Raw genomic sequence first — 20,465 nt, forward strand, 5'->3', positions numbered from 1 at the left:
GTCACCATTATGGATGGATAGACGTCCAATCTAGCAGTCCTGGCGCCGATGTAAACCACCCATTCCGGCAAAGCAATGCCGGGGGATGGCGGTGACCGGATGGCGTCTGTGACGGCGACCTCAGAGACGGCGGCGATACTCCCTGTCGTCTATCTGGTGCATGTCCCACTGCATCAGGCGGTTGAGCTGCGCCATGGGATCTTCGACCAGCGTCAGAGGGCGGGGCAGGATCCTCAGGAAGTAGCGACGAAGGGTTTGCTGGATCCGGTTCGGTTTGAGGGGGTTGGCATGGCTCATGATGGTGCTCCTGTGCTGTGGTGTTCACGTTCGCCAGCAGTATTGAGCTAAAATGCGGAAGTAAAAACTGATGACTTTCAGAGACAGGATTTCCTCTTTTATGCCTACCACCCGCCTTTATCAGCAATTTCAACGGCTCACCCAGCAGCTTGGCTGCGACGAGCGGGAAATCAGCCTCGCCGAGGTGGCGGATCTGCTCTGCTGCACCACGCGCAATGCACGCCTGCTGCTGCGCCGCATGGAAGGGCAGGGCTGGCTTTGCTGGACGGCAGAGGCAGGGCGGGGGCGGCGCTCCCGCCTCACCCTGCTCGACAACCAGGAGAGCCTGACCCGGCGCCGATTGCGGGATCTGCTGAGTCAGGGCCAGCTGGCGCAGGCGGTGCGGCTGGCCGAAGATCGCCTGGATCTGCTCACCCCGCTGCTGATCGAGCAGCTCGGCCAGGCCACCCGGGAGGGGCGCCAGATCCTGCGGGTGCCCTACTACCGGCCCCTGCCCGGTCTGTTGCCCACCGCGCCCTTGCGTCGCTCCGAAATTCACCTGAGCCGCCAGATCTTCAACGGTCTGACCCGGCGAAACGAGGAAAATGGGGAAATCGAGGGGGATCTCGCCCATCACTGGGAGTGTCTGGCCCCCTGTCACTGGCGCTTCTATCTGCGCCCCGTGGTGCGCTTTCACCATGGCCGCGAACTGGTGGTGGAGGATGTGATGGAGAGCCTGCAGGCCTTGCGGGATCGCCCGCTTTTCGCTCATCTGGCACGGCTGGAGAGCCGCTGGCCGCGTACCCTGGACATCCATCTCGACAGCCCGGACCCTCTGCTGCCGCACCTGCTGGCCGAGCCGGTGGCGGCCATCCTGCCGCGGGAGCTCAAGGGGGAGGCGAATTTCGCCCTGCAGCCGGTGGGCACCGGCCCCTATCGGGTGAGCGCCAATGATCCCCTGCACCTGTGCCTCGAAGCATTCGACGACTACTTCGGGCTGCGGGCCCTGCTCGACGAGATCGACATCTGGATGCTGCCGGAGCTGGCGGAACGACTGGAGAGCCACGTCAGGCTGGGCAGCGACACCCCGGAGCTTGGCTCCATGCGCGGTGAGTCCGAACTGGAATCCGGTTGCTACTTCCTGCTGCAGGACGACAGATCGGCCCCCCTGCAGGACCCGGCCCTGCGCCAGTGGCTGAACCGGCTGCTCAACCCCATCGCCCTGATGGCCCGGGTGGCCCCCGAGCTGCAGCGGGGCTGGACCAGCGCATTGGGCCTCCTGCCCCACTGGCGCGAGAGCCTGCCTCTTCCCGAGCCCGGCCCGGTCAGCCTGCCAGCGCGGCTGGTACTGGCCTGCTTCAACCAGCATCTGGAGTTCAACGAGTGCGCCAGCGCCATGAGCAGCCTGCTGGCAGAGCAGGGGATCCAGCTCGAGGTGCGTACCCTGGACTACGGGCGCTGGGTGAGCGGGGAGGATGAAGATGTGGATCTCTGGTTCGGCACCCTCAACCTGGAGCATGAGCACGCCTTCGCCCCTTACGCCTGGCTTCAGGGCACCCCCTTGCTGCGCCGGGTGTGGGGCGGCCAGCAGGCCCTGTGGCAGGGATTGACGCAGTGGCGCGCCCATGGTGAAGAGCCCGGCCCCCGCGCCCTGCTGGCCGAGGTTCAGCGCCAGAGCTGGTTTGTGCCGCTGTTTCACCACTGGCTGGAGCTGGAGAGCCGGGTCGGCGTGCACGGCGTGCGCATGACGGCCCTCGGCTGGTTCGATTTTCGCTGCGCCTGGTTAAAGCCCGAGCAGGTGGCGCAGGAGCCGGAAACCGGCGGTGGCTCTCACCCCCAGGCAGGGACGCTTGAGTCGGGCGGGTTGGCGCGCTAGCCTGTGCGCGGTCCTACGACAAGGAGTCGACATCCATGCTGGAAATGCAGATCCAACCCCGTTTTCAAGAGACGGACGCCCTCGGCCACATCAACAACACGGTGCCGGCGGTCTGGTTTGAATCGGCCCGTGATCCCCTGTTTCGCCTCTTCTCGCCCGAGCTGGATGTGCATGACTGGCATCTGATCATCGCGGGCTACACGGTGCAATTCAAACGGGAGCTGTTCTATGGCCAGATGGTGTCGATCAAGACCGGCGTGCGGCGTATCGGCACCAGCTCCTTCACGCTCTGGCAGGAAGCCTGGCAGGGCGGCGAGCTGGCGGTGACCGCCGAGACGACCCTGATCCATTTTGACTACCGGACCCGGCAGTCCATCCCTTTGAGCGAGGCTCACCGGGAGGGACTGAGGGTCTGGCTGGTAGAGAGTTAATCCGGCCTTCGGGCCCACCACAGGACACTTATGCGCACAACCGCGATCGCCCTGAGCCTCGGCTTGGGACTGGGACTCTGCTCCCTGCCTTCATTTGCCGCCTCCCTGGCCGAGCAGTTCACCCTGATGGAGAAGGGGGCTGACAGCGCCCTCGATACCCGCTTGTTCAGCCACGATGGCGTTGACATCAAGGCCTGGGTCGACGGCACGCCCGTCATCATCGCCGTGTCCATCCTGAACGAGCAGGGCAAACAGGAAGGGGAGAGCCGTTACTACTTCAAGGGCGGCAAGCTGTTCGGGGTGAAGGAGCCCGCCGCTCAGTTCGCCTTCGATGACAGTGGCAAGCTGACCCAATGGCTGGACGACAAGGGGCAGCCTGCGGAGTTTGTCAGCAAGATGAGCATGCAGCAGCGGGAAGCCTGGCTGACCAGACGGGCGGCCGAGCTGGGCGGGTTGTTTGCACCGAGCACCGCCGAGGAGAAGGCTGACAAGGGGGGCGTCAAGCTCAAGGGGGCCGAGCTCGCCCAGTGGCTCTGCAATGGCAAGCTGATGGCGCTTGCCGGAGGTGACAAGGTGACCTTCGAGCCGGCCAAACTCAAGAGGAGTGCAGAGGGCATCAAGGGAGAAGTTTCCCTGCGCCAGGAGAAGGGGTGGCAGGATCTCTGCCTCACCTGCGAGGTGCAGGGCAACCGGGTGACTCGCCTCACCTGGCAGCCGCTGCCGGGGGCCAACAAGCCGCAGTAAGGGCGGCAGCGTCAAAGAATGGGGGCCCACTTGCGGGCCCCTTTTTCATGCCGGTTACTGCTCGCCCAGGGTGAGCCGGGTGAGGGCCTCCACCCGTCGCCACTGACCGGGCTCGAACCAGCGTGCCAGGATCTCCGGCTGCTGGCTGGCACGGGCCTCGGCAGGCAGGGGCCTGATCTCGGCCAGATAGCCGGCCAACTGCTGCTCGAACCCCTGCTGGCTCTCTGCCAGCTGGTGCAACCGGTCTGCCGCCTCCGGTCCCAACTGTTCGCGCAGTGCGGCGTCACGCCCTACTGCGGGGAGTTGCTCCAGAGCCTGCAGATCGCCGAGCAGGCGGCTGTTGGCCTCCGCCTCCCGAAACCACTGGGGCTGCTCCGCCAGCCAGAGCTCCAGCTCGCTCGCCAGCAGCGGCTTGTCGGCATCGCTGGACTCCGCCAGCGCCTTGCGGCGCAGGGTCCACTGCTCCATCAGCCTGTCCTCGGCAAACAGCTGCTCCTGCTCGACCGGGGTGAAACGCTGCCTGCGCAACTGTTCGCGCTCGTCGAACAGCTTCTGCAAGCTGGCGAGGCCCGGATCCGCCGGCACCGTCAGGCTGCCCTCGGCCCCGAGAAAGGCTTCATGGCGGGCCTGCAGCGAGGACTTATCCGACGGCGGTGCGGCCTGCCTGACCAGAGGGGAAGCGGGCCCTGCATGTTGCGGCGAAGGGGCGGTTGCGTCAGCGGAGGTCCAATACTGCCAGCCCCCCAGCAGCAGGGCCGCCCCCAGCGGAGCAGCCATCAGCCATGCCCTGTTCATAGTCCCAGCCTCTGCAAGCGGTTGGCGTGCTGGCGATAGAGGTTGACCGGGTCGGTCTCGAACAGGTGGCGAATGCCGAACGACTGGTTCACCTCGTCCAGATGGTTCATGCGGTAGTGGGTGCCGATCACCTTGCCGAGGTGGCTGCTGCATACTCCGACCAGGCCATCGTTGGGCTCCTTGAAGAAGCTGCCGGTCAGCGCCAGCGCCGGATCCACCGGATCCAGGATGTTGGTCATGGTGCCGCGTCCGCTCCAGGAGAAGTAGTAGACCCCGTTGGCGGCCTGCATGGGCCCTTCACCGCAATGCTGGCTCGGCAGCCCTTCCGGATAGCGCTGGTTGAAGCGCTGGGCGCCGGTGCTGGTGAGGGCGTCGAGGGCTGCGAGGGGATCCTGCGGCAGCTGGCTGCCCCCGGAGAGCAGCGAGATGACCCCGGACAGGGCCGAGGCGGCGGCCACCGCCAGACCTTCGGCCGCCGAGCCCGGCGTCACCTTGGCCCGCACCAGGTCGGCGATCTCCGAGCCATGGTTGACCCCGCCCACGCTGGTGGCGGAAGCGACCAACTCGGGGGCGACCGAAGCGACGTAGCGAATGGTGGGGCCACCGTGAGAGTGGCCGATGAGGTTCACCTTCTCCGCCCCCGTGATGGCGAGCACCTGCTGCACCTGCTTGAGCAGCTGTTCACCGCGCAGCTCCGAGCTCTGGGTGGCGGAGACCTGGGCCACGTAAACCTTGGCGCCATCCCGGGTCAGGGCCTGGGGGATGCCGTAGAAGTAATCGACTCCGAGCAGCTTGTCGAAACCGAACAGACCGTGCACCAGCACTATGGGGTAGCGGGTCTGGGTATAACCGGCCCCCTGACCCAGCATGGGCAGGGCGCACAACAGCATCAATAGCCATCTTTTCATCTTCACCGTCCTTGTGAAAAAACCGGCTGCACTCTGGTCGTCACCGGGGGTCGTCACCGGGCAGCCACCGGCCTCATGCCAGTACCGGCAGCATGGTGGCTGAACTCAAATGTATCTGTGGATGGGATCACTAAACCGGGGATTGCAGAAAAACCCTACCCATATGGGCAAAAAAGGCGGCACCAACTATTCCTTGTGTCTGCTCATCAAATAAGTTAAATAATAATTATTATCATTTGAGTGGTCGAGTCATGACGGGAACCTGGGTGAAGGGGTGGGTCGGTACCACCGGAGCGGACAGCAGCATGGCGCACTGGAAGGCGCAGACCCTGAGTGGCAACCGCCATTTCGATGCGGGGGAGTACGCCAGGGCGCTCGACTGCTATCAGCAGGCGCTGTGGCTTGCCCGCCAGCAGTTTGCCGAGTGGCACGATGCCGACGAAGCGGTGGCGGCCCTGGTGGTGGCCCATCACAACCTGGCGGATCTGCTGGTGGCCATGACCCTGCCGGATCGGGCCGCCGACCTGCTGTGTCACATCCATGATTGCCTGCTGGCCACCAGCCAGTCCCCCACCAGTTCCGCTGCCCTGCGGGAGGCGGCTGTTCGCCATGCCCGCAGCACCCGTACCGAGCTGCTCGCCTTTCTGGGCAAACACGGTCATCACGACGGCATCCAGCGCAGCCTGGGTCAATGTCTGTGTCAGACCGGCTCTGCCCATCAACTGCATTGAGCCCAACAGGAGAGACAATGAACATGAGCCATACCCTGCCAGCCCTTCCTTACGCTTATGACGCGCTGGAACCCCATATCGATGCAAAGACCATGGAGATCCATCACAGCCGTCACCATCAGACCTACATCAACAACCTCAATGCCGCCCTGGCCGATCTGCCGGAGCTGGCTGCCCTGCCGCTGGAGGCATTGCTTGCCCGTATCGACAGCCTGCCGGCCCAGGTGCAGGGGGCGGTGCGCAATCACGGCGGCGGTCACGCCAACCACAGCCTGTTCTGGCAGGTGATGAGTCCGCAGGGCGGCGGCGAGCCGGACGGCGAGCTGGCCGCAGCGATCGAGCGGGATCTGGGTGGGCTGGAATCCTTCAGACAGGCCTTTACCCAGGCGGCGTTGAGCCGTTTTGGCAGCGGCTGGGCCTGGCTGGTGGTCGATGGGCGCGGCAAGTTGCAGGTGGTGAGCAGCGCGAACCAGGACAGCCCCCTGATGGAGGGGCTCACCCCCATACTCGGGCTGGATGTGTGGGAGCATGCCTACTACCTCAAGTACCAGAACAAGCGTCCCGACTACATAGCCGCGTTTTACAACGTGATCGACTGGGACGAGGTGGCACGGCGTTACGTGGCGGCGCTGGCCTGACGCCCCATTTCACCTGATGAAAGAGACCCGCCTGTTGGCGGGTCTCTGCTATTGAGGGGTCGGCGCGCTGCTGGCAGCCGGATTATCCACGGGTGTTGCTTCGCTCGGCACGGCTGCGCTGGTGGCTGGTGCACCGCTGGTTGCAGCCGCCGCACTGGTGGCTGTTGCAGCGCTCACGGCCGTTGCCTGCTTGGCCTTCGGCTGATGAGGGGGCGGTGCAATGGGCAGGCAGGGCTGGCTCGCCCCTATGGTGCTCAACGCCTGGCAGGGGACCGGGCCGCCGATGACGATGGGCTCGCCGAGGAACTTGGGCCCCTTGTCCAGCACGTAGAGGTCCAGCAGCCCCATCAGGCGGGCGAACACCTCGCGCACCCGGGTCTTGATGCCCTGATAGGCGCTGGGATCCACGGCGTTGAAGCCGACCGCCTCGATGCCGAAATGGCGGGCGATGAAGATGGCGCGCTCGTTGTGAAAGGCCTGGGAGACCACGGTGAAGTGGGCCTGACCGAACACCTCCTTGGCACGCACGATGGAATCCAGGGTCCGAAACCCTGCGTAGTCGCTGTAGATGGCGCTGGCCGGGATGCCGGCCTGGATCAGGGCCCGCCGCATCTGGCGCGGTTCGTTGTACTGCACGGTGGCGTTGTCGCCGGAGACCAGGATGTAGTCCACCTTGCCGTTGTTGTAGAGCTCGGCGGCGGCCTTGATCCGGTATTTGAAGTAGTGGTTCGGGCTGCCGCCAATCAGGTATTTGGAGGTGCCGAGCACCAGGGCGACCCGGTTGTAGGGCACCGCATTGACGTCGTCGTAGGTGTAGTGACGGGCGTCCGAGACGGTCCACTCGCTGTAGCCAAGCAGGGCGGCGATGGAGGCCAGCAACAGGCAGAGGCAGGCGAGCAGGATCTTGGCAAACTTCTTCATGCGCGGTGCGGTTCGGGTCTGAAGTAAGAGAAGACAGGGGGCCATTCTATTACAAGTTGTTGTGGCGCGTCAGGTTTGATGGCGGCGCAGGGTCTCACTCGGGCAGAGGTTGTCGCAGCGCGCGCCAGGATCCCGGGCTTATCAAACGGCGCCATAAACAAGGGGCGACCATGGCCGCCCCTTGTCATAGCCGTCTCGTCCTCAGTGGGAGGAGTCGTTGGCCTTGCACTCGTCGGAGTCCTTGTTGGCTTCCCACCAGGGCAGCAGCTCGCGGCCGAGCCACTGCTGGTAGGCCTCGCTGTCATTGGCAATCAGCTGGTCCAGCTCGGCTTCGAAGGCGCTCATGGCCTGCTCTCGATCCGGGCCTCGCAGGGCCTGGGCCATGGCCAGCCAGCTGGCGCCGCGACCGGTCTCGTTCAGGAAGCGGTGTACCGTGTAGGACCAGGAGTAGACCATCTCGCCGCCCTTGTCGTAATCCAGGTGCAGGATGTCGGCCAGGGCCGGACGATCGCTGGCCGGACGGCCGGCGACGTTGTCCAGACCGCGGGCGAAGCACTGGCCGTGGGCGACGAACTCCGCCAGCCCTTCCGACCACCAGGTGGTGCGGTTGAGCGGGTAGTGGCCGAAGCTGCCGTACTGATTGAAGCGGCCGTCCAGGTAGTGCACATACTCGTGGCGCAGGTTCCACACCTGGAATGCAGGGCGCTTCCACTCCGCCTCATAGGCGAAGAAGCGGGCCTGGTTGCCGGGGCGAGCCGGATCCCCTTCGAGGTAGATGCCGCCGTTGTCGGTGGAGACGCCGCCAAACAGAGCACTGCCGTAGCGTTTCCAGTCGGCAGAGGAGTTGAAGACCACCAGTTCCAGCGCCTCGTTGTGATCATCCGCCACCGGCTGCCAGCCGGTCTCCATCTGCTGGTGGAACTGCTGCTCTTCGGCACCCAGTTCACGGCAGATCCCCTCGGCCTGGCTCATGGTCAGGTCCTGGGCCCGCAGGCGCAGGGTCGGTGAGCAGGTGTGCTCGAACGGCAGCACGTCCTCCACCAGGACAGGGGTGCAGAGCCCGGCGAAGTCACCGCTGATGCAGGCTTCGCTGGTGCGGTCCGTGTAGGTCAGGTAGTAGGTGGAGAGGGTCAGCGACATGTCTTCCAGCAGATCCTGGCTCTGCTGGCCACCGGGGATCAGGTCGTGGTGGCGAACCAGTGCGATGACGGAGTCATCCAGCAGGGTGCGATAGCCGTCGAGCTCGTCCTGTCGGGTGTAGCGGGCGACCCGGTAGAGGCGGGTGTAGGCATCCAGCACGTTGTTGAGCAGGAACAGATCGGCGCCATCCCTTCCTTGCCACAACGCGAGCTCGCTCATGCCGAGGGCGTGCAGCTGCTTGCGCAGCTCGCCATCCTGCTGGCGGAAGTCGTTGGCGAAGGGGTCGCTGTAGTCGCTGGCGAAGTCGAGGAAGTTGAGCAGATCGAACAGACCGGTTGCCCAGGCGTGCTGACCGTTGATCTCGCTGGCATGGCGGGTGCTGTAGGCCAGCATCTGGTTGAACTCGCCGAGCAGGGTGCCAAAACGGCTCTGCAATGCCGGGCTCTTGAACTGACCGTGCAGAGCGATGCTCCAGGCACTCATGACGGCGCCTACTTCGTCGCTGGCCTGCTCTGGGAAGAGCAGCGGATGGGCACCGAGTGCCGTCAATGCCTCAGCCAGCGCCTCGGCGGCGGCCGGGCCGTCTTCCTTGTGCTTGCCGTAGTTGTGGTAGTTGTGGGCACGCACGTATTCCAGCAGCAGCTTCATGGCCGGATGAGCCGGCTGATTGGCTGCCAGCAGGCGCTGGATGCCGCGCGACACGGCCAGCAGCTTGGTGTCATCGTGACCATAGTTCTCCTGCCAGACCGGGGCGGGCTGGCCACTGGCGTCCTGCACTATCTTGGCTGCGTCGGCGTCCAGCAGCTCGGTGCCCGGCAGATCCGGCTCGGAGCAGGCGCGGCCGTCGGCACGGCGACAGTCGAGCAGCTCTTCCTTGCTGGCCAGCACGATGGGGCGGTTGAGCACCCGGCTCTCCTGCCACTCGGTTGTCTCCGGCAGGGTCTGCCATTCGCTGCCCCCCACCGGGTATTGATAGCCGGTGTCCTTCAAGACCACCTGCACTTCGCTGCCAGCGGGCAGGGTTTGACGGCACACCCGGTAGCTGATGGTCTTGTCCCCTTCCTGACGCGTCTGGGGTTCATCGCACTCCTGCTGGGCCTTGATCTCGTCCAGCAACCAGGTGTACTGGCGCCAGACGTGCAGCTCGCTCACCTGCTTGGCGGCCTGGCTGCCCGCGATGGGCTGCAGGCGGAAGAAGATCTGCTCGAGGCGACCATCCCGTTCATTGGGGGTCTCTTCCAGCACCTTCAATTGCTGCCAGTTTTGCGGCTGGTACTGCCATGCCTGCTCGGCGCAGCGACCTTCGGCGTTGAGCTCACAGCGATCCAGCTCCTGCTCGCTGTGACCCAGGATGACCCGCTCAGCCAACGGCAGACGATCCTGACGCGGCGCGGTCGGGGTGCCCGCCAGCGGCTCCCAGCGGCCCTGCTTCATGCCGTAGCCATAGTCATAGCTGCTGGCCGGGACGGCCTTGCCGGCCGGTACCACCTCTTCACAGCTGAGGTAGCGGATCTGCCAGCCCTGCTCGATCTTGAGCTGCGGCTCGCCGCACAGCTGCTCGGCCAGGGCCGCCAGGTTGGCGTCGCGCCAGTCGAAGCGGCGATACACCCTCAGCTGCTGATAGGGGGCGCCGGCGTCGCGGGCGCTCAGCTCGTAGGTCACTTCGGTGAGGCGATCCCCCAGCTGGCGGCTGGCTTCGCCGTTGAGTTGATACTGTTGCCAGTCGGAGGGGGAGTAGTTGGCCAGCGCCGAAGTGGCGAGCAGGCCTGGGGCTGCCAGGAGCAGCAGCCGGGTACAGAGGTGCTTCATCATGATCCCTTTGGTGGATGGAGAGGCGTGGGGACCAGAGAGGTTATTGGGCTCCAAAGGAATATCAATTGGCCAGATGGCGCAGCGAAATGATGCATTCGGGAGCAAACAACATAAAAACAGCCCCAAAGGGGGCTGTATTGATAGCAAGGACTCCGCCCCATATGGGGGAGGCGTCACTCCTTTTGTCGCAAGCTGCGGGCGAGCAGGGTGCGGGAGGGTTTCAGATTACCGCCGAGATCCGGCCAGGGATGCCACTGGTCCGGCACCATGAAGCCGGGTAACGACAGCCTGATCCAGGCGGCCAGCTCGGCAGATGGTGCCGGTTCGCCGTGCCAGTCGATGAAGGCGGCGGGCCTATGCCCCCACTCGTCGCTTGGCACCGGCACCACCAGGGCCTGGGCCACGGCGGGGTGATCCACCAGCCGCTGCTCTATGATCTCGGGCTGGATGTTCTCCCCTCCCGAGATGAAGAGGTTGTCGAGCCGCCCCTCCACCACCAGATCGCCCCCCGGAGTGAGGCGGCCCTTGTCCCGGGTGTGGAACCAGCCCTCTTCATCGAGGGGGCGCACCAGCTCGCCCTCCCTGAAATAGCCGGCAAACAGGGTCTCACCGCGCACGCAGATCTCCCCCTGGCGGATGCAGACCTCCCGCCCCGACAGCGGGCGACCCACCACGCCGGCGGCGCAGGGTTGCCCGGTACAGACCTGGCTGCCCATCTCGGAGAGGCCATAGCTCACCTTGGGCTCCAGCCCCAGAGCGGTCAGCCGGTTGACCAGGGGCGCCGGGATGGCGGCGCCCCCGAGCAGCAGCTCTCGCACCCGGGTGCGGGATGGGTCGAACCCCTGTGCCAGCAGGCGCCAGAGCTGGGTCGGCACCAGCGAGAGGTGGGTGATGGGCTGATCCTCGAGCCGCGCCTTGAGGGGCCGGGTGCGATCGTCCAGCACCAGGGCGGCTCCCGCCAGGAAGACCCGAAACAGGATGGCGTAACCGCCGACGTGAAACAGTGGCAGGGAGAGCAGCCAGCCGCAGGCTTCGTCCAGGGGGATCAGGGTGGCGGAACCCCGGGCGGAGGCGAGGTGGTTGGCGAGGCGGTGGACCACCGCCTTGGGGGTACCGCTGGATCCCGAGGTGAGGATCATGTTGTTCGGCTGGTCGGGTACCAGCGGGGACTCCCCATCTGCGGCCAGCTCGCCCGTGAAGTCGAGGCTGAGGGCTTGCCAGTCGCCCGCCGGGATCTCGCCTGCCGACCAGAATGCCCGGGCCTCGAGCTGGCTCGCCAGTTCGCTGTGTCTGGTTGCCGGAAAGGCGGGATTGAGGGGGCAGAAGACGATGCCGCTGCGCACGCAGGCCCAGGCCAGCAACACATCCTCCAGAGCACCGCGCACCACGGCGGCGAGATGATCTCCCCGTTCCAGCCCGGCCCGGGCGAGCTGATTGCACAGGCTGTTGAGGCGCAGGTCGAGGCGCTGGTAGCTAAGAGGCTCCCCGCTGTGGATGGCAATGCGATGAGGGGCCAGTGTCGCCCAGCGTCGTACCGGGCAGGTTTCCTGCCGTGGGATCTGACGGGTCACCATGGGTCAGTCACGGTGAAACAGGGGGTCCATCCTGCCCGGATCGGGTTGCCCCTGCTTGTCCAGCAGATCCCTGGCCAGCCAGCGGCGGGTATCGAGGCCAGGGGCCTGATCCGGCGCCCACTCCCCTGCGAGGCGGGCGAGCTGGCCGAGGCCGAGACCGGACTCGAAACAGGAGGAGACGATCACCTTGAGTTTCAGTTCGCGAGCGCGGGCCACCAGGGCCTCGCTGTTGGCCAGGGCGCCGAGCAGGGTGGGCTTGAGCACCAGGGCGCGCAGTTGCGGGATGGGCTCCCAGGGCTTGCCCTGGGCCAGCAATTCGTCCAGCGCCACCGGCATGCCGGTGCGGCTGGCGACGAAGGCGATGTCCTCGAAGTCGGCGCACAGATCTTCGAGGTATTCGATGCGATTCGGATCCAGGTGGCCGCAGAAGGCCCAGGCCTCCTCGCGGGTCCAGCCCTGGTTGGCGTCCAGGACCAGTTTGAGATTGGGGCGCCGATCGAGCAGCAGCCGGATCAGCGCCAGCTCGTCGCGCATGGGGTAGCGGGCTACCTTCAGCTTGGCCTTGAGGGGGGTCTCGTGCAGCCACTGCTTCCAGTTCTTGAGCAGCTCCTGGGGGGAGCCCTGGATCAGCGGATAGGGCTCGGGCAGGGGGGCACCCTGCTCGGGCCAGCTACGACGGGCGCAGTCGAGCCCGAACTGCACCGAGGGCAGCTGTGGCGTCGGGGTCTGTCCCCGCGCCAGCTGCGCCAGACAGTCGAGGGCCTCGGCCTGGGCGTCGGCAAGGGTCTCTTTGGAAAATCCTGGCAGGGGGGCTATTTCCCCCCAGCCATCGTCGATGCGTACCAGCAGGCCCTCGCGCGCTACCTGCAACTGACCGTGAAAGGCCAGGGGCTGGGTAAAGGGCAGTTGGTAGCGGTAGAGGGCGAGTGTCATCAGGGATTCCGCTTGTATTTGGAGAAGTCGGGACGGCGTTTTTCGTTGAATGCGTTGCGCCCTTCCTGACCCTCTTCGGTCATGTAGAACAGCATGGTGGCATTGCCTGCCAGCTCCTGCAAACCGGCCTGGCCGTCGCAGTCGGCGTTGAGGGCCGCCTTCAGGCAGCGCAGGGCCATGGGGCTGTGTTGCAGCATCTCGCGGCACCAGCGCACGGTTTCACGCTCCAGCTCGGCCAGGGGCACGACGGTGTTGACCAGCCCCATGTCGAGGGCCTGTTTGGCGTCGTAGAGGCGGCAGAGGAACCAGATCTCCCGAGCCTTCTTCTGGCCGACGATGCGGGCCATGTAGGAGGCGCCCCAGCCGCCGTCGAAGGAGCCCACCTTGGGGCCGGTCTGGCCGAACTGGGCGTTGTCGGCGGCGATGGTCAGGTCGCACATCATGTGCAGCACGTGGCCGCCACCGACGGCGTAGCCAGCCACCATGGCCACCACGGGTTTGGGGCAGGTACGGATGTCACGCTGGAAGTCGAGCACGTTGAGGTGATGGGTGCCTTCATCGTCCTTGTAGCCACCGTAGTCGCCGCGGATCTTCTGGTCGCCGCCGGCGCAGAAGGCCTTCTCGCCGAAGCCGGTGAGGATGATGGAGCCGACCTTGTCGTCGTAGCGGGCATCGGCCAGGGCTTGCAGCATCTCTTTCACGGTACGGGGGCGGAAGGCGTTGCGCACCTGGGGACGGTTGATGGTGATCTTGGCAATGCCCTCTGGGGACTTGTGATAGAGGATGTCCTCGTAACCGGCGGAGCAGTCGTGCCACTCGACAGGGGCATAGAGCTCGGCTTCCGTCATCGCTTCAATCATGGATCTTCTCTTCTGGTTGGTGAGCCCACTCCCGCAGGAGCCGGGCAAAGGTATCGGGCTGGCTTGTGTGCAGATTGTGTCCGCCATCCAGAGCCAAGTGTTTGATATTGCAGCCTTGCTTTACCAACTGGCAAGCGAGGGCATGGAATTTGTGATCCCGGTTGCCGGAGACCCACTGCACCGGCAGCCGGGTATCCCGAAGCCAGGGGGCGAGATCCGGCTGCCGCCCCAGGGACGTGGCCCTCAGCATGGCGGCCACGGCCTTGCCGTCGTTGCCAAGGCGGCGTGCGGCCTGGCGGATGCGGGCATCGTCGTCCAGGTCGGCGAAGACGCCCTGGCGGTACCAGTCGGCAAGCACCCGGGTCAGGGGCTCGCACTCGAAACGCCGGGCCCAGGCTTCATCGTGAGCGATGCGGGCCGGACGCTCACCGGCAGGCAGCCCGGGGTGGCAGTTCTCCAGCAGCAGGGCCTGCAACCCCGCCGGGGTGTGGCTGGCGTGATGAAGCGCGAGCCGCCCCCCCAGCGAATACCCCACCAGCCGGTAGTGGGCGATATCCCGTGCGGCCAGCTCGTCGCAGAGCCAGCGATGGGCCTCGTCAAAGCCGCTCACCCGCAGTGCCCGGTTGCGGCCGTGGCCCGGCAGATCCAGGGCATGGCACGGGACGCCGGGCAGGGTCTGGATGACAGGTCGCCAGTCGTCGGCGTCCCCCAGCAGGCCGTGCAGCAGCACCAGCGGCGCGGCGGGATCAGAGACCACGGATAGCGGCTCCCAGTGCCTTGAGATCCTCGGCGACTTCACTGCTCGGTACCTTGATTTCAATCAGGGTTACCCCGTTTTTCAGGGCTGCGGCATAGTCCTGCTCAAATGCGTCGAGGGTGGTGGGGGCCCGGTAGTGCAGGCCGAACATGGCGGCGGCGTGCTCGAAGTGCAGGCCGTGGGGCAGGCAGTAGTAGGTCTCCAGCAGGGCGTCCTGGGTGGGCACAGGCAGCATGCGGAAGATGCTGCCGCCGTCGTTGTTGAGCAGGATCACCACCAGGGGGCGGCTCCCCTTGCCGAGCAGCGCCAGGCTGTTGAGATCGTGCAGGGCGCTGAGATCCCCGAGCAGCAGGGTGGTGGGCTCGCGACTGTCAGGCGGGACCGACTGTGCGAAGCCGTATGCGGTGGCGATAAGGCCATCGATGCCGGAGGCGCCGCGGTTGGTCATCACCCGGCTGGGGCCCTTGCCCACCTCGCCCAGCATGTCCATCAGCCGGGCCGGCATGCTGTTGCCGACGAACAACTGACCCTGGATGAGCTGATTCAGGCGATGGCACACCCCGAGCTCCGAGAAGCGATCACAGGCGGTGCGGATCTGCTGGCTGATGGCCTGCTGGCGCGCGGCCAACTGGTGCCAGGGCTGCTGCGAATGGGGGATTGGATGGGCGGCCGCAAAGGCGGCGGGGTCGCACACCAGGCGACGGCGCAGCCGGTAGTCGGGGTCGAGGCGTGCCGGCTGCGGGTCCACCAGCCAGTAATCTTGCCAGGGGTGTTGTTTGATGAACTGGCCGAGGCGCTTGGAGATGAGGCGGGCGCCGAATTGCAGCACTACCTCGGCGCGGGCCAGCTCGGCCACGAAGTCGCTGTGTTGCAGGGCGAGATCCGTGTGGACGAGGTTGCGATCATCGAAGCGGATCTGGCTTTGCAGATCCGCCAGCAGGGGCCAGCCGAGGCGGTCTGCCAGCTCGGCCACCGCTTTGCCTTGCACCGGATCCTGGATGAGCCCGGCGACGATGACACCGCGCTTGCCCTTCAGCTCCTCCCAGTCCGGCTGGGCGGGGCAGCCCGGCTCGCCCACCAGCCAGGGGCTCCAGGGCTTGGCCGAGTGCAGCCAGTCGCCGAGGGGCGCCAGGTAATCGGAAAAGTCCAGATAGTGGTCGCCGGGGTAGAGGGGCTCGGGGTACATGCAGTTGAAGTGCACCGGCCCCGGGGTGTGCGCCTGTCGGGCTAGGGCCTGATCCACCGAGCTCAACACGAAGGCCGCCGGAATGGTGGGAGTGGGGCTCGGCAGATTTTGCTGATAGACGGGGTAGCGACCGAAGATCCCCGGCTGATCGATGGCCTGGTTGGCCCCGTTGTCGATGAGCTCGGGTGGCCTGTCGGCAGAGAGAATGATGAGCGGGACCCCGGTGAGCTGGGCTTCCGCCACCGCGGGCCAGAGGTTGGCCACCGCGGTGCCCGAGGTCATGATCACCGCCACCGGGCGGCCGCTCCCCTTGGCCAGCCCCAACGCCATGAAGCCCAGACCCCGCTCGTCGAAGTGCAGATGGCGGCGAAAGCCCGGGTGGGCTGCGGCGGCCATGGTGAGCGGCGCCGAGCGGGAGCCGGAGGCCAGGGCGATGTCGCGTACGCCGAGGCGAAAGAGCTCTTCCAGCAAGAGGGAGGACCAGACATGGTTGAAGGTGGCGTGATGGCTGGCAAAGGCGTGATGCGCGGACACGTGGCTGGCGGACATGAAGCTCTCGCAGTGAGGAGTCGGTGAGAAACGCTATCCCAGCAGGGAGAGCACGTTGGCGATCTTGTTGTCGAGTTCGGCCCACTCGGCGGCGGGCTCCGATCCCGCCACTATGCCGGCACCGGCGAACAGGCTGATGCGTTGGCCCCTGATCCGGGCGCTGCGAATGGCGACGGAGAACTCCGAGGTCTCCCGGCTCAGCATGCCGCAGGCACCGGCATACCAGCCGCGATCATGGGGCTCGCATTCACGGATGAAGGCGAGCGCTGCCTCGCGGGGGGCGCCCCCCACGGCGGGAGTGGGGTGCAGGGCAGCCAGCAGTTGCCAGTCGCAGACGCCGGGTTTGAGCTCTGCCTCGATGTCGCACTTGAGGTGTTGCAGCAGCCGCAATTTCAGAATGCGCGGCTCGGTCAGGGTGGCATCGGTCGTGAGGGGGGCCAGGCGGCTGAGAATGTCGGCGTGAACCAGCCGGTTCTCCAGCCGGTTCTTGCTGTCGGCCAGCAGCTCGGCGGCCAGGACCGCGTCGGTTGTCTCATCCCCGGAACGGCGAATGGTGCCTGCCAGCGCCTCGGTAAAGAGGTGGCCCTTCTCCCGGCGGTAGAGGCGCTCGGGGGAGCAGGAGATGAAGCTCTGCTCGGGGGAGAATTGGAAGCCGAAGTGGAAGCACTCCTGGGCGTGGCGGGCCCACTGTGTCAGCAGGGACCAGGGGCAGAGGGGTGCATCGTGCGCCTCGCTCTGGAGCAGGCTCTCCCGGGACAGCACCACCTTGGGGGTGCGGGCCTGGAAGTCGGGGGCCGTGACCTGCTCCACCAGGGTCCGCCATTGGGCAGGGCCCGGCAGGTCCTGGCGCTGCCATGGCCGCTTTTGCAGGGCGGGCAGGGGGGCTTCGGGTTGCAGGGCATCGAGCGCCGCCTCGGCGGCGCAGAGTTCGGCTTCGAATGCGTGACCCTCTTCCCGAGCGGGCAGCCAGAGATTAAGGCAGAGGCTGGTGCACTCCCCCCGGCGTACCAGCTCGATACGGGGCAGCACGAAGCGGCAGGGGCCAAAACCCTGCCAGCCGGGCAGATCCGGGTCGAACGCCAGACCGCCGTAGTAGCGAGGGCTGTCTTCACTGGCCGTGCTGGCAAGGTCGCAGACCCGCTGGATATCCTCCGGCCGCGTCAGCTCGTGGATGGCGCCAAGCGCCACGTACTCCGGGCTCTGTTGCCCTCTGGCGTGCCAATAGATGCGGGGGTAGAGCGTCTGGGCCGCCAACCAGCCGGGAAAGACGTCGACGTGAGCGGCCACGCGCAGTCGCACGAAACCGCTGACAGTGCTGTGACGCAGGGCGTCCAGTTGTTGCTTGAGGTGGGTCTGAGCCAACATGGATGTCTAGTCTGAGCCGGATAATCGCGATCGCTCCGGGGGAGGATGGCGCAGGTTGATGCCAAAGGGCGACGATTTCCTATATATTATCTGCCCATTCGTCCATGTAAATTGCCCGGGGGAGCCGACGCCCCCGCGCAGCCAAGTATACCTAAATCCGGTTCGATAACCCTTAACACGATCAATATCTGATTGTTTGGCCATCACAATATGACAAATACCTTCTCTGTTTGGTTGCTGGCGGCGCGTTTGCGAACACTGCCCCTGGCGTGCTCCTCCATCTTGCTGGGCTCGGGGCTGGCAGCCAGCCGGGGAGCGTTCGACGGCACCATCATGGGACTCTCCCTGCTGACCGCCATCCTGCTGCAAATTCTCTCCAATCTGGCCAACGACTATGGCGATGCGGTCTCCGGTGCCGACAACGGGGAGCGGATCGGTCCCCAGCGCGCCGTGGTTTCCGGCCTCATCACCCGGCACCAGATGTGTGTGGCCATGGGGCTGACCGCCCTGGCGGCCGTGGTGAGCGGCCTCTCCCTGCTGGTCTGCGCCTTCGGGGAGGCGTGGCAGCAGATCCTGACGTTCATCCTGCTGGGGGGAGCGGCCATCGTCGCGGCCATCACCTACACGGTGGGCAAGAGCCCCTACGGCTATCGCGGCTTCGGGGACATCTCGGTATTCCTGTTCTTCGGCCTGCTGGGGGTGCTCGGTTCCTACTACCTCTTCACCCATCGCCTGGAGTGGGACCTGTTGCTGCCCGCCACCGCCTGCGGCCTGCTGGCGACTGCGGTGCTCAACATCAACAACGTGCGGGACATCGAGACCGATGCCGCCAGCGGCAAGATCACCCTGGCGGTGCGCCTTGGCCGCAACCGGGCCATCGCCTATCACTGGGTCTTGCTGGGGGCGGCGCTGCTGGCGACCATCGCCTTCCTGCTGACCCAGCCTGCGAGCCTCTGGCCCTGGATCTTCCTGCCCGCCATGAAGCCCCTCACCGATGCCGCCCGCACCCTGCGAGAGAGTTTCGATGGCGAGGTGCTGACCGGCGCCCTCAAGAAGACTGCCATCAGCGCATTTCTGTTCAGCCTGCTGCTCTCCGCCGGGTTGGCGCTCACCTGAGGCCGACGTGTTTGGCAATGAAAAGGGCTCCCGAACGGGAGCCCTTTTTGCTGATGTGTCGATGCGCTGTTGTTTCATCAGACCGATGTGATGATCGCCAGGGGAGGAGCATGCCGCCAGGCCAAGGATGATGCCAGGTGATGCAGACGACGAGGGCCCCCGACAGGGAGCCCTCGTGTGCATGAGGTGGGCTTGCCCCTGGGTCAGCTTGCCTGGGCCACGGCCGTGCGGCGAGAGAAGAAGAGACTGTCCAGCAGCCAGATGGCAACCATGGAGGCCCCCACCAGCGGGAAGCAGATCCCGAGCACGACCAGCACCGCGATGGCACCGCCCATGGGAGGCAACTTGGCGGGCAGGGGCGGGGCGGCGAGGCGACCACTGGGACGGCGGCTCCACCAGATCCAGAGCCCGCTCACCGAGCTTGCCAGAATCATCAGGCAGATGAGCAGCATGACGAGCTGGTGCGGCCAGCCGTAGAGCTTGCCCATGTGCAGCATGACGCCGGTTTCCACCGTCTTGGCGACCGGGCCGTAATCCTGCCAGCGCACGTCGACCAGCACCTTGCCGCTGTATTGGTCGATGTGCAGGGTGGCGTCGTTGCGGGGATCATCGGCAAAGATGGCGATGGTATAGACGCCGGTTTCACCGACCGGGGGGGTGATGCTGTAACCCGGGCTGACCCCCCGCTCGCTGGCGATGTCGACCACCTGTTGCAGCGGAATGCGATGGCTGGCCATGACCATGCCCTCGTGTCCGCCGCCATGGGTCATGGCGCTGTGATCATGGCTCTCTGCCGTGGGTTGGGAGCTCGGCATGGGCAGGGTCTCGGCCCCCCAGGAGACGGTCTGTTCGTGAGCCTGGTTGAGGCTGCGGGTGAGGGGGGCCGACTTGGGCACCTCGTTCCACATGGCCGCAGGGAAGCGGTTCCAGACGTCGGCGAACTGGCCGCCCCAGAAACCGGTCCAGGTCATGCCCGTCAGCAGCAGCAGCAGGAAACCTGCGCCCCAGAAGCCGACCACGGCGTGCAGATCACGCCACCAGAGACGGCCGCGCTGGTGCATTCTCGGCCAGAGGATGCCTCCCACACCCGGTCCCTTGCGGGGCCACCAGAGATAGAGTCCGCTGACGAGGAGCACGATTCCCCAGCCTGCGGCCAGCTCGATCAGGCGATCACCCGTGGTGCCAAGCATCAGCTCCGCATGGAGAGCACGCGCCACCGCCTGCAGGTTCCACTTGTTGTCCATGGTACCGAGCAGGGCGCCGTTCGCGGGATCCATGAAGAGGGTCAGCTCCTGCCCTTCACGCATCACGACTATCTGGGCGCTCGCGTCCGCTGCCACCGGGGGCAGGTATTTGCGCAGGCTGGCGTCCGGCATGGCGATGGTTGCCTTGGCCAGCAGCTGGTCGGCACTCAGGGTCTGGGTGGCGGGCGTCACCTTCATCAGCTGGGGGTAGAGCAGGTTGTCCAGCTGCGGCTTGAACAGGTAGACGATGCCGGTGAGGGAGAGCAGGATCAGGAAGGGGGCGACGAAGAGACCAGCATAGAAATGCCAGCGCCAGATCCGTTGGTAATAACTTGCGTCTTGTTGCTTCATCGTTGTTCCCTGGGTGAACGCCAAAAGGTTTCAGTAGGTGGAATGTTTTGAGTGGCGCGGATAATAGCAGCAACGTTTTGTTAACTGCAACAGAACATGTCGAAGAAATGTACATTCCGCCACCGGGGTAAAAACGGGGGTTGAATGGAGCTTTCCGTTCACAATGCGGGGAGCTTCATGGACTTTTCGGGGATAAATTCTTACTTTGTGGCAACACAGGGCATATCAGCCGCAGCGAAGGACTCAAGGCAGGAGGTG

At 65.5% G+C, this 20,465-nt stretch carries 18 protein-coding genes; 6 read left to right on the forward strand and 12 right to left on the reverse strand.

The features are described 5' to 3' along the window. Nucleotides 1–120: 120 nt before the first annotated feature. The gene (locus C3F36_RS12500) at nt 121–297 is read right to left on the reverse strand and encodes a hypothetical protein (protein ID WP_080769963.1); all 177 of its coding nucleotides are present in this window, start codon (nt 295–297) and stop codon (nt 121–123) included. Nucleotides 298–397: 100 nt separating this feature from the next. On the opposite strand from C3F36_RS12500, the gene sgrR reads away from it, so the two are divergent. From sgrR to C3F36_RS12515, 3 genes are read left to right on the forward strand one after another with little or no spacing between them, the layout of a single operon-like run. Continuing rightward, nucleotides 398–2,152 (forward strand): HTH-type transcriptional regulator SgrR, encoded by a 1,755-nt coding sequence (sgrR, locus tag C3F36_RS12505; protein WP_104455167.1) that lies wholly within the window; start codon nt 398–400, stop codon nt 2,150–2,152. Between the two features lie 35 nt (nt 2,153–2,187). Then, complete coding sequence (locus tag C3F36_RS12510; RefSeq protein ID WP_010672731.1) at nt 2,188–2,583, forward strand: acyl-CoA thioesterase; 396 nt, start codon at nt 2,188–2,190, stop codon at nt 2,581–2,583. A 30-nt stretch (nt 2,584–2,613) separates the two neighbouring features. Then, a complete protein-coding gene (locus C3F36_RS12515) occupies nt 2,614–3,327 on the forward strand; it encodes a hypothetical protein (protein WP_104455168.1) in 714 nt (237 codons plus the stop codon). Nucleotides 3,328–3,381: 54 nt separating this feature from the next. Here C3F36_RS12515 and C3F36_RS12520 read toward each other — a convergent pair whose 3' ends face one another. After that, nucleotides 3,382–4,122, reverse strand: a complete 741-nt coding sequence (locus tag C3F36_RS12520; protein WP_104455169.1) for a lipase secretion chaperone — start codon at nt 4,120–4,122, stop codon at nt 3,382–3,384. Continuing rightward, complete coding sequence (locus tag C3F36_RS12525) at nt 4,119–5,030, reverse strand: esterase/lipase family protein (protein WP_199769585.1); 912 nt, start codon at nt 5,028–5,030, stop codon at nt 4,119–4,121. The genes C3F36_RS12520 and C3F36_RS12525 overlap by 4 nt, the downstream gene beginning before the upstream one ends. 305 nt (nt 5,031–5,335) lie before the next feature. Between C3F36_RS12525 and C3F36_RS12530 the strand changes: the two genes are divergently transcribed. Both C3F36_RS12530 and C3F36_RS12535 read left to right on the forward strand, forming a co-directional pair. Next, complete coding sequence (locus C3F36_RS12530; protein ID WP_104456048.1) at nt 5,336–5,761, forward strand: hypothetical protein; 426 nt, start codon at nt 5,336–5,338, stop codon at nt 5,759–5,761. Between the two features lie 23 nt (nt 5,762–5,784). Continuing rightward, nucleotides 5,785–6,399 (forward strand): superoxide dismutase, encoded by a 615-nt coding sequence (locus C3F36_RS12535; RefSeq protein WP_042880836.1) that lies wholly within the window; start codon nt 5,785–5,787, stop codon nt 6,397–6,399. A gap of 48 nt (nt 6,400–6,447) precedes the next feature. On the opposite strand, the gene C3F36_RS12540 is transcribed toward C3F36_RS12535, so the two are convergent. From C3F36_RS12540 to C3F36_RS12575, 8 genes are all read right to left on the reverse strand, one after another. Then, nucleotides 6,448–7,365, reverse strand: coding sequence for a SanA/YdcF family protein (locus C3F36_RS12540; protein ID WP_043154021.1), 918 nt, complete (start codon nt 7,363–7,365; stop codon nt 6,448–6,450). A gap of 156 nt (nt 7,366–7,521) precedes the next feature. Next, a complete protein-coding gene (locus C3F36_RS12545) occupies nt 7,522–10,269 on the reverse strand; it encodes a collagenase (RefSeq protein WP_104455171.1) in 2,748 nt (915 codons plus the stop codon). A 176-nt stretch (nt 10,270–10,445) separates the two neighbouring features. Further along, complete coding sequence (menE, locus tag C3F36_RS12550; RefSeq protein ID WP_104455172.1) at nt 10,446–11,846, reverse strand: o-succinylbenzoate--CoA ligase; 1,401 nt, start codon at nt 11,844–11,846, stop codon at nt 10,446–10,448. Nucleotides 11,847–11,849: 3 nt separating this feature from the next. Further along, nucleotides 11,850–12,779 (reverse strand): o-succinylbenzoate synthase, encoded by a 930-nt coding sequence (gene menC / locus C3F36_RS12555; RefSeq protein WP_041212276.1) that lies wholly within the window; start codon nt 12,777–12,779, stop codon nt 11,850–11,852. After that, nucleotides 12,779–13,639, reverse strand: a complete 861-nt coding sequence (gene menB, locus C3F36_RS12560) for a 1,4-dihydroxy-2-naphthoyl-CoA synthase (protein WP_039039779.1) — start codon at nt 13,637–13,639, stop codon at nt 12,779–12,781. The genes menC and menB overlap by 1 nt, the downstream gene beginning before the upstream one ends. Beyond that, nucleotides 13,632–14,396 carry a 2-succinyl-6-hydroxy-2,4-cyclohexadiene-1-carboxylate synthase gene (gene menH, locus C3F36_RS12565; RefSeq protein WP_104455173.1) on the reverse strand — a complete coding sequence of 255 codons (765 nt, stop codon included), beginning with the start codon at nt 14,394–14,396 and terminating at the stop codon, nt 13,632–13,634. Before menH ends, menB begins: the two co-directional genes overlap by 8 nt. Next, nucleotides 14,386–16,131 (reverse strand): 2-succinyl-5-enolpyruvyl-6-hydroxy-3-cyclohexene-1-carboxylic-acid synthase, encoded by a 1,746-nt coding sequence (menD, locus tag C3F36_RS12570; RefSeq protein WP_199769587.1) that lies wholly within the window; start codon nt 16,129–16,131, stop codon nt 14,386–14,388. The genes menH and menD overlap by 11 nt, the downstream gene beginning before the upstream one ends. Nucleotides 16,132–16,164: 33 nt before the next feature. Then, nucleotides 16,165–17,496 (reverse strand): isochorismate synthase, encoded by a 1,332-nt coding sequence (locus tag C3F36_RS12575; protein ID WP_104455174.1) that lies wholly within the window; start codon nt 17,494–17,496, stop codon nt 16,165–16,167. A gap of 210 nt (nt 17,497–17,706) precedes the next feature. On the opposite strand from C3F36_RS12575, the gene C3F36_RS12580 reads away from it, so the two are divergent. After that, nucleotides 17,707–18,612, forward strand: coding sequence for a 1,4-dihydroxy-2-naphthoate polyprenyltransferase (locus C3F36_RS12580; protein WP_039039775.1), 906 nt, complete (start codon nt 17,707–17,709; stop codon nt 18,610–18,612). Between the two features lie 203 nt (nt 18,613–18,815). Here C3F36_RS12580 and C3F36_RS12585 read toward each other — a convergent pair whose 3' ends face one another. Then, nucleotides 18,816–20,207, reverse strand: a complete 1,392-nt coding sequence (locus C3F36_RS12585; protein WP_104455175.1) for a PepSY-associated TM helix domain-containing protein — start codon at nt 20,205–20,207, stop codon at nt 18,816–18,818. Nucleotides 20,208–20,465 lie beyond the last annotated feature (258 nt).

Origin of the sequence: Aeromonas sp. ASNIH2 (assembly GCF_002934795.1) — a bacterium.
Lineage (GTDB): Bacteria > Pseudomonadota > Gammaproteobacteria > Enterobacterales > Aeromonadaceae > Aeromonas > Aeromonas caviae.

What these genes read in the sequence shown, in the direction of transcription:
- C3F36_RS12500 (WP_080769963.1), bottom strand. Translation starts at nt 297, where the DNA reads ATGAGCCATGCCAACCCCCTCAAACCGAACCGGATCCAGCAAACCCTT.
- sgrR (WP_104455167.1), top strand. Translation starts at nt 398, where the DNA reads ATGCCTACCACCCGCCTTTATCAGCAATTTCAACGGCTCACCCAGCAG.
- C3F36_RS12510 (WP_010672731.1), top strand. Translation starts at nt 2,188, where the DNA reads ATGCTGGAAATGCAGATCCAACCCCGTTTTCAAGAGACGGACGCCCTC.
- C3F36_RS12515 (WP_104455168.1), top strand. Translation starts at nt 2,614, where the DNA reads ATGCGCACAACCGCGATCGCCCTGAGCCTCGGCTTGGGACTGGGACTC.
- C3F36_RS12520 (WP_104455169.1), bottom strand. Translation starts at nt 4,122, where the DNA reads ATGAACAGGGCATGGCTGATGGCTGCTCCGCTGGGGGCGGCCCTGCTG.
- C3F36_RS12525 (WP_199769585.1), bottom strand. Translation starts at nt 5,030, where the DNA reads ATGAAAAGATGGCTATTGATGCTGTTGTGCGCCCTGCCCATGCTGGGT.
- C3F36_RS12530 (WP_104456048.1), top strand. Translation starts at nt 5,336, where the DNA reads ATGGCGCACTGGAAGGCGCAGACCCTGAGTGGCAACCGCCATTTCGAT.
- C3F36_RS12535 (WP_042880836.1), top strand. Translation starts at nt 5,785, where the DNA reads ATGAGCCATACCCTGCCAGCCCTTCCTTACGCTTATGACGCGCTGGAA.
- C3F36_RS12540 (WP_043154021.1), bottom strand. Translation starts at nt 7,365, where the DNA reads ATGGCCCCCTGTCTTCTCTTACTTCAGACCCGAACCGCACCGCGCATG.
- C3F36_RS12545 (WP_104455171.1), bottom strand. Translation starts at nt 10,269, where the DNA reads ATGAAGCACCTCTGTACCCGGCTGCTGCTCCTGGCAGCCCCAGGCCTG.
- menE (WP_104455172.1), bottom strand. Translation starts at nt 11,846, where the DNA reads ATGGTGACCCGTCAGATCCCACGGCAGGAAACCTGCCCGGTACGACGC.
- menC (WP_041212276.1), bottom strand. Translation starts at nt 12,779, where the DNA reads ATGACACTCGCCCTCTACCGCTACCAACTGCCCTTTACCCAGCCCCTG.
- menB (WP_039039779.1), bottom strand. Translation starts at nt 13,639, where the DNA reads ATGATTGAAGCGATGACGGAAGCCGAGCTCTATGCCCCTGTCGAGTGG.
- menD (WP_199769587.1), bottom strand. Translation starts at nt 16,131, where the DNA reads ATGTCCGCCAGCCACGTGTCCGCGCATCACGCCTTTGCCAGCCATCAC.
- C3F36_RS12575 (WP_104455174.1), bottom strand. Translation starts at nt 17,496, where the DNA reads ATGTTGGCTCAGACCCACCTCAAGCAACAACTGGACGCCCTGCGTCAC.
- C3F36_RS12580 (WP_039039775.1), top strand. Translation starts at nt 17,707, where the DNA reads ATGACAAATACCTTCTCTGTTTGGTTGCTGGCGGCGCGTTTGCGAACA.
- C3F36_RS12585 (WP_104455175.1), bottom strand. Translation starts at nt 20,207, where the DNA reads ATGAAGCAACAAGACGCAAGTTATTACCAACGGATCTGGCGCTGGCAT.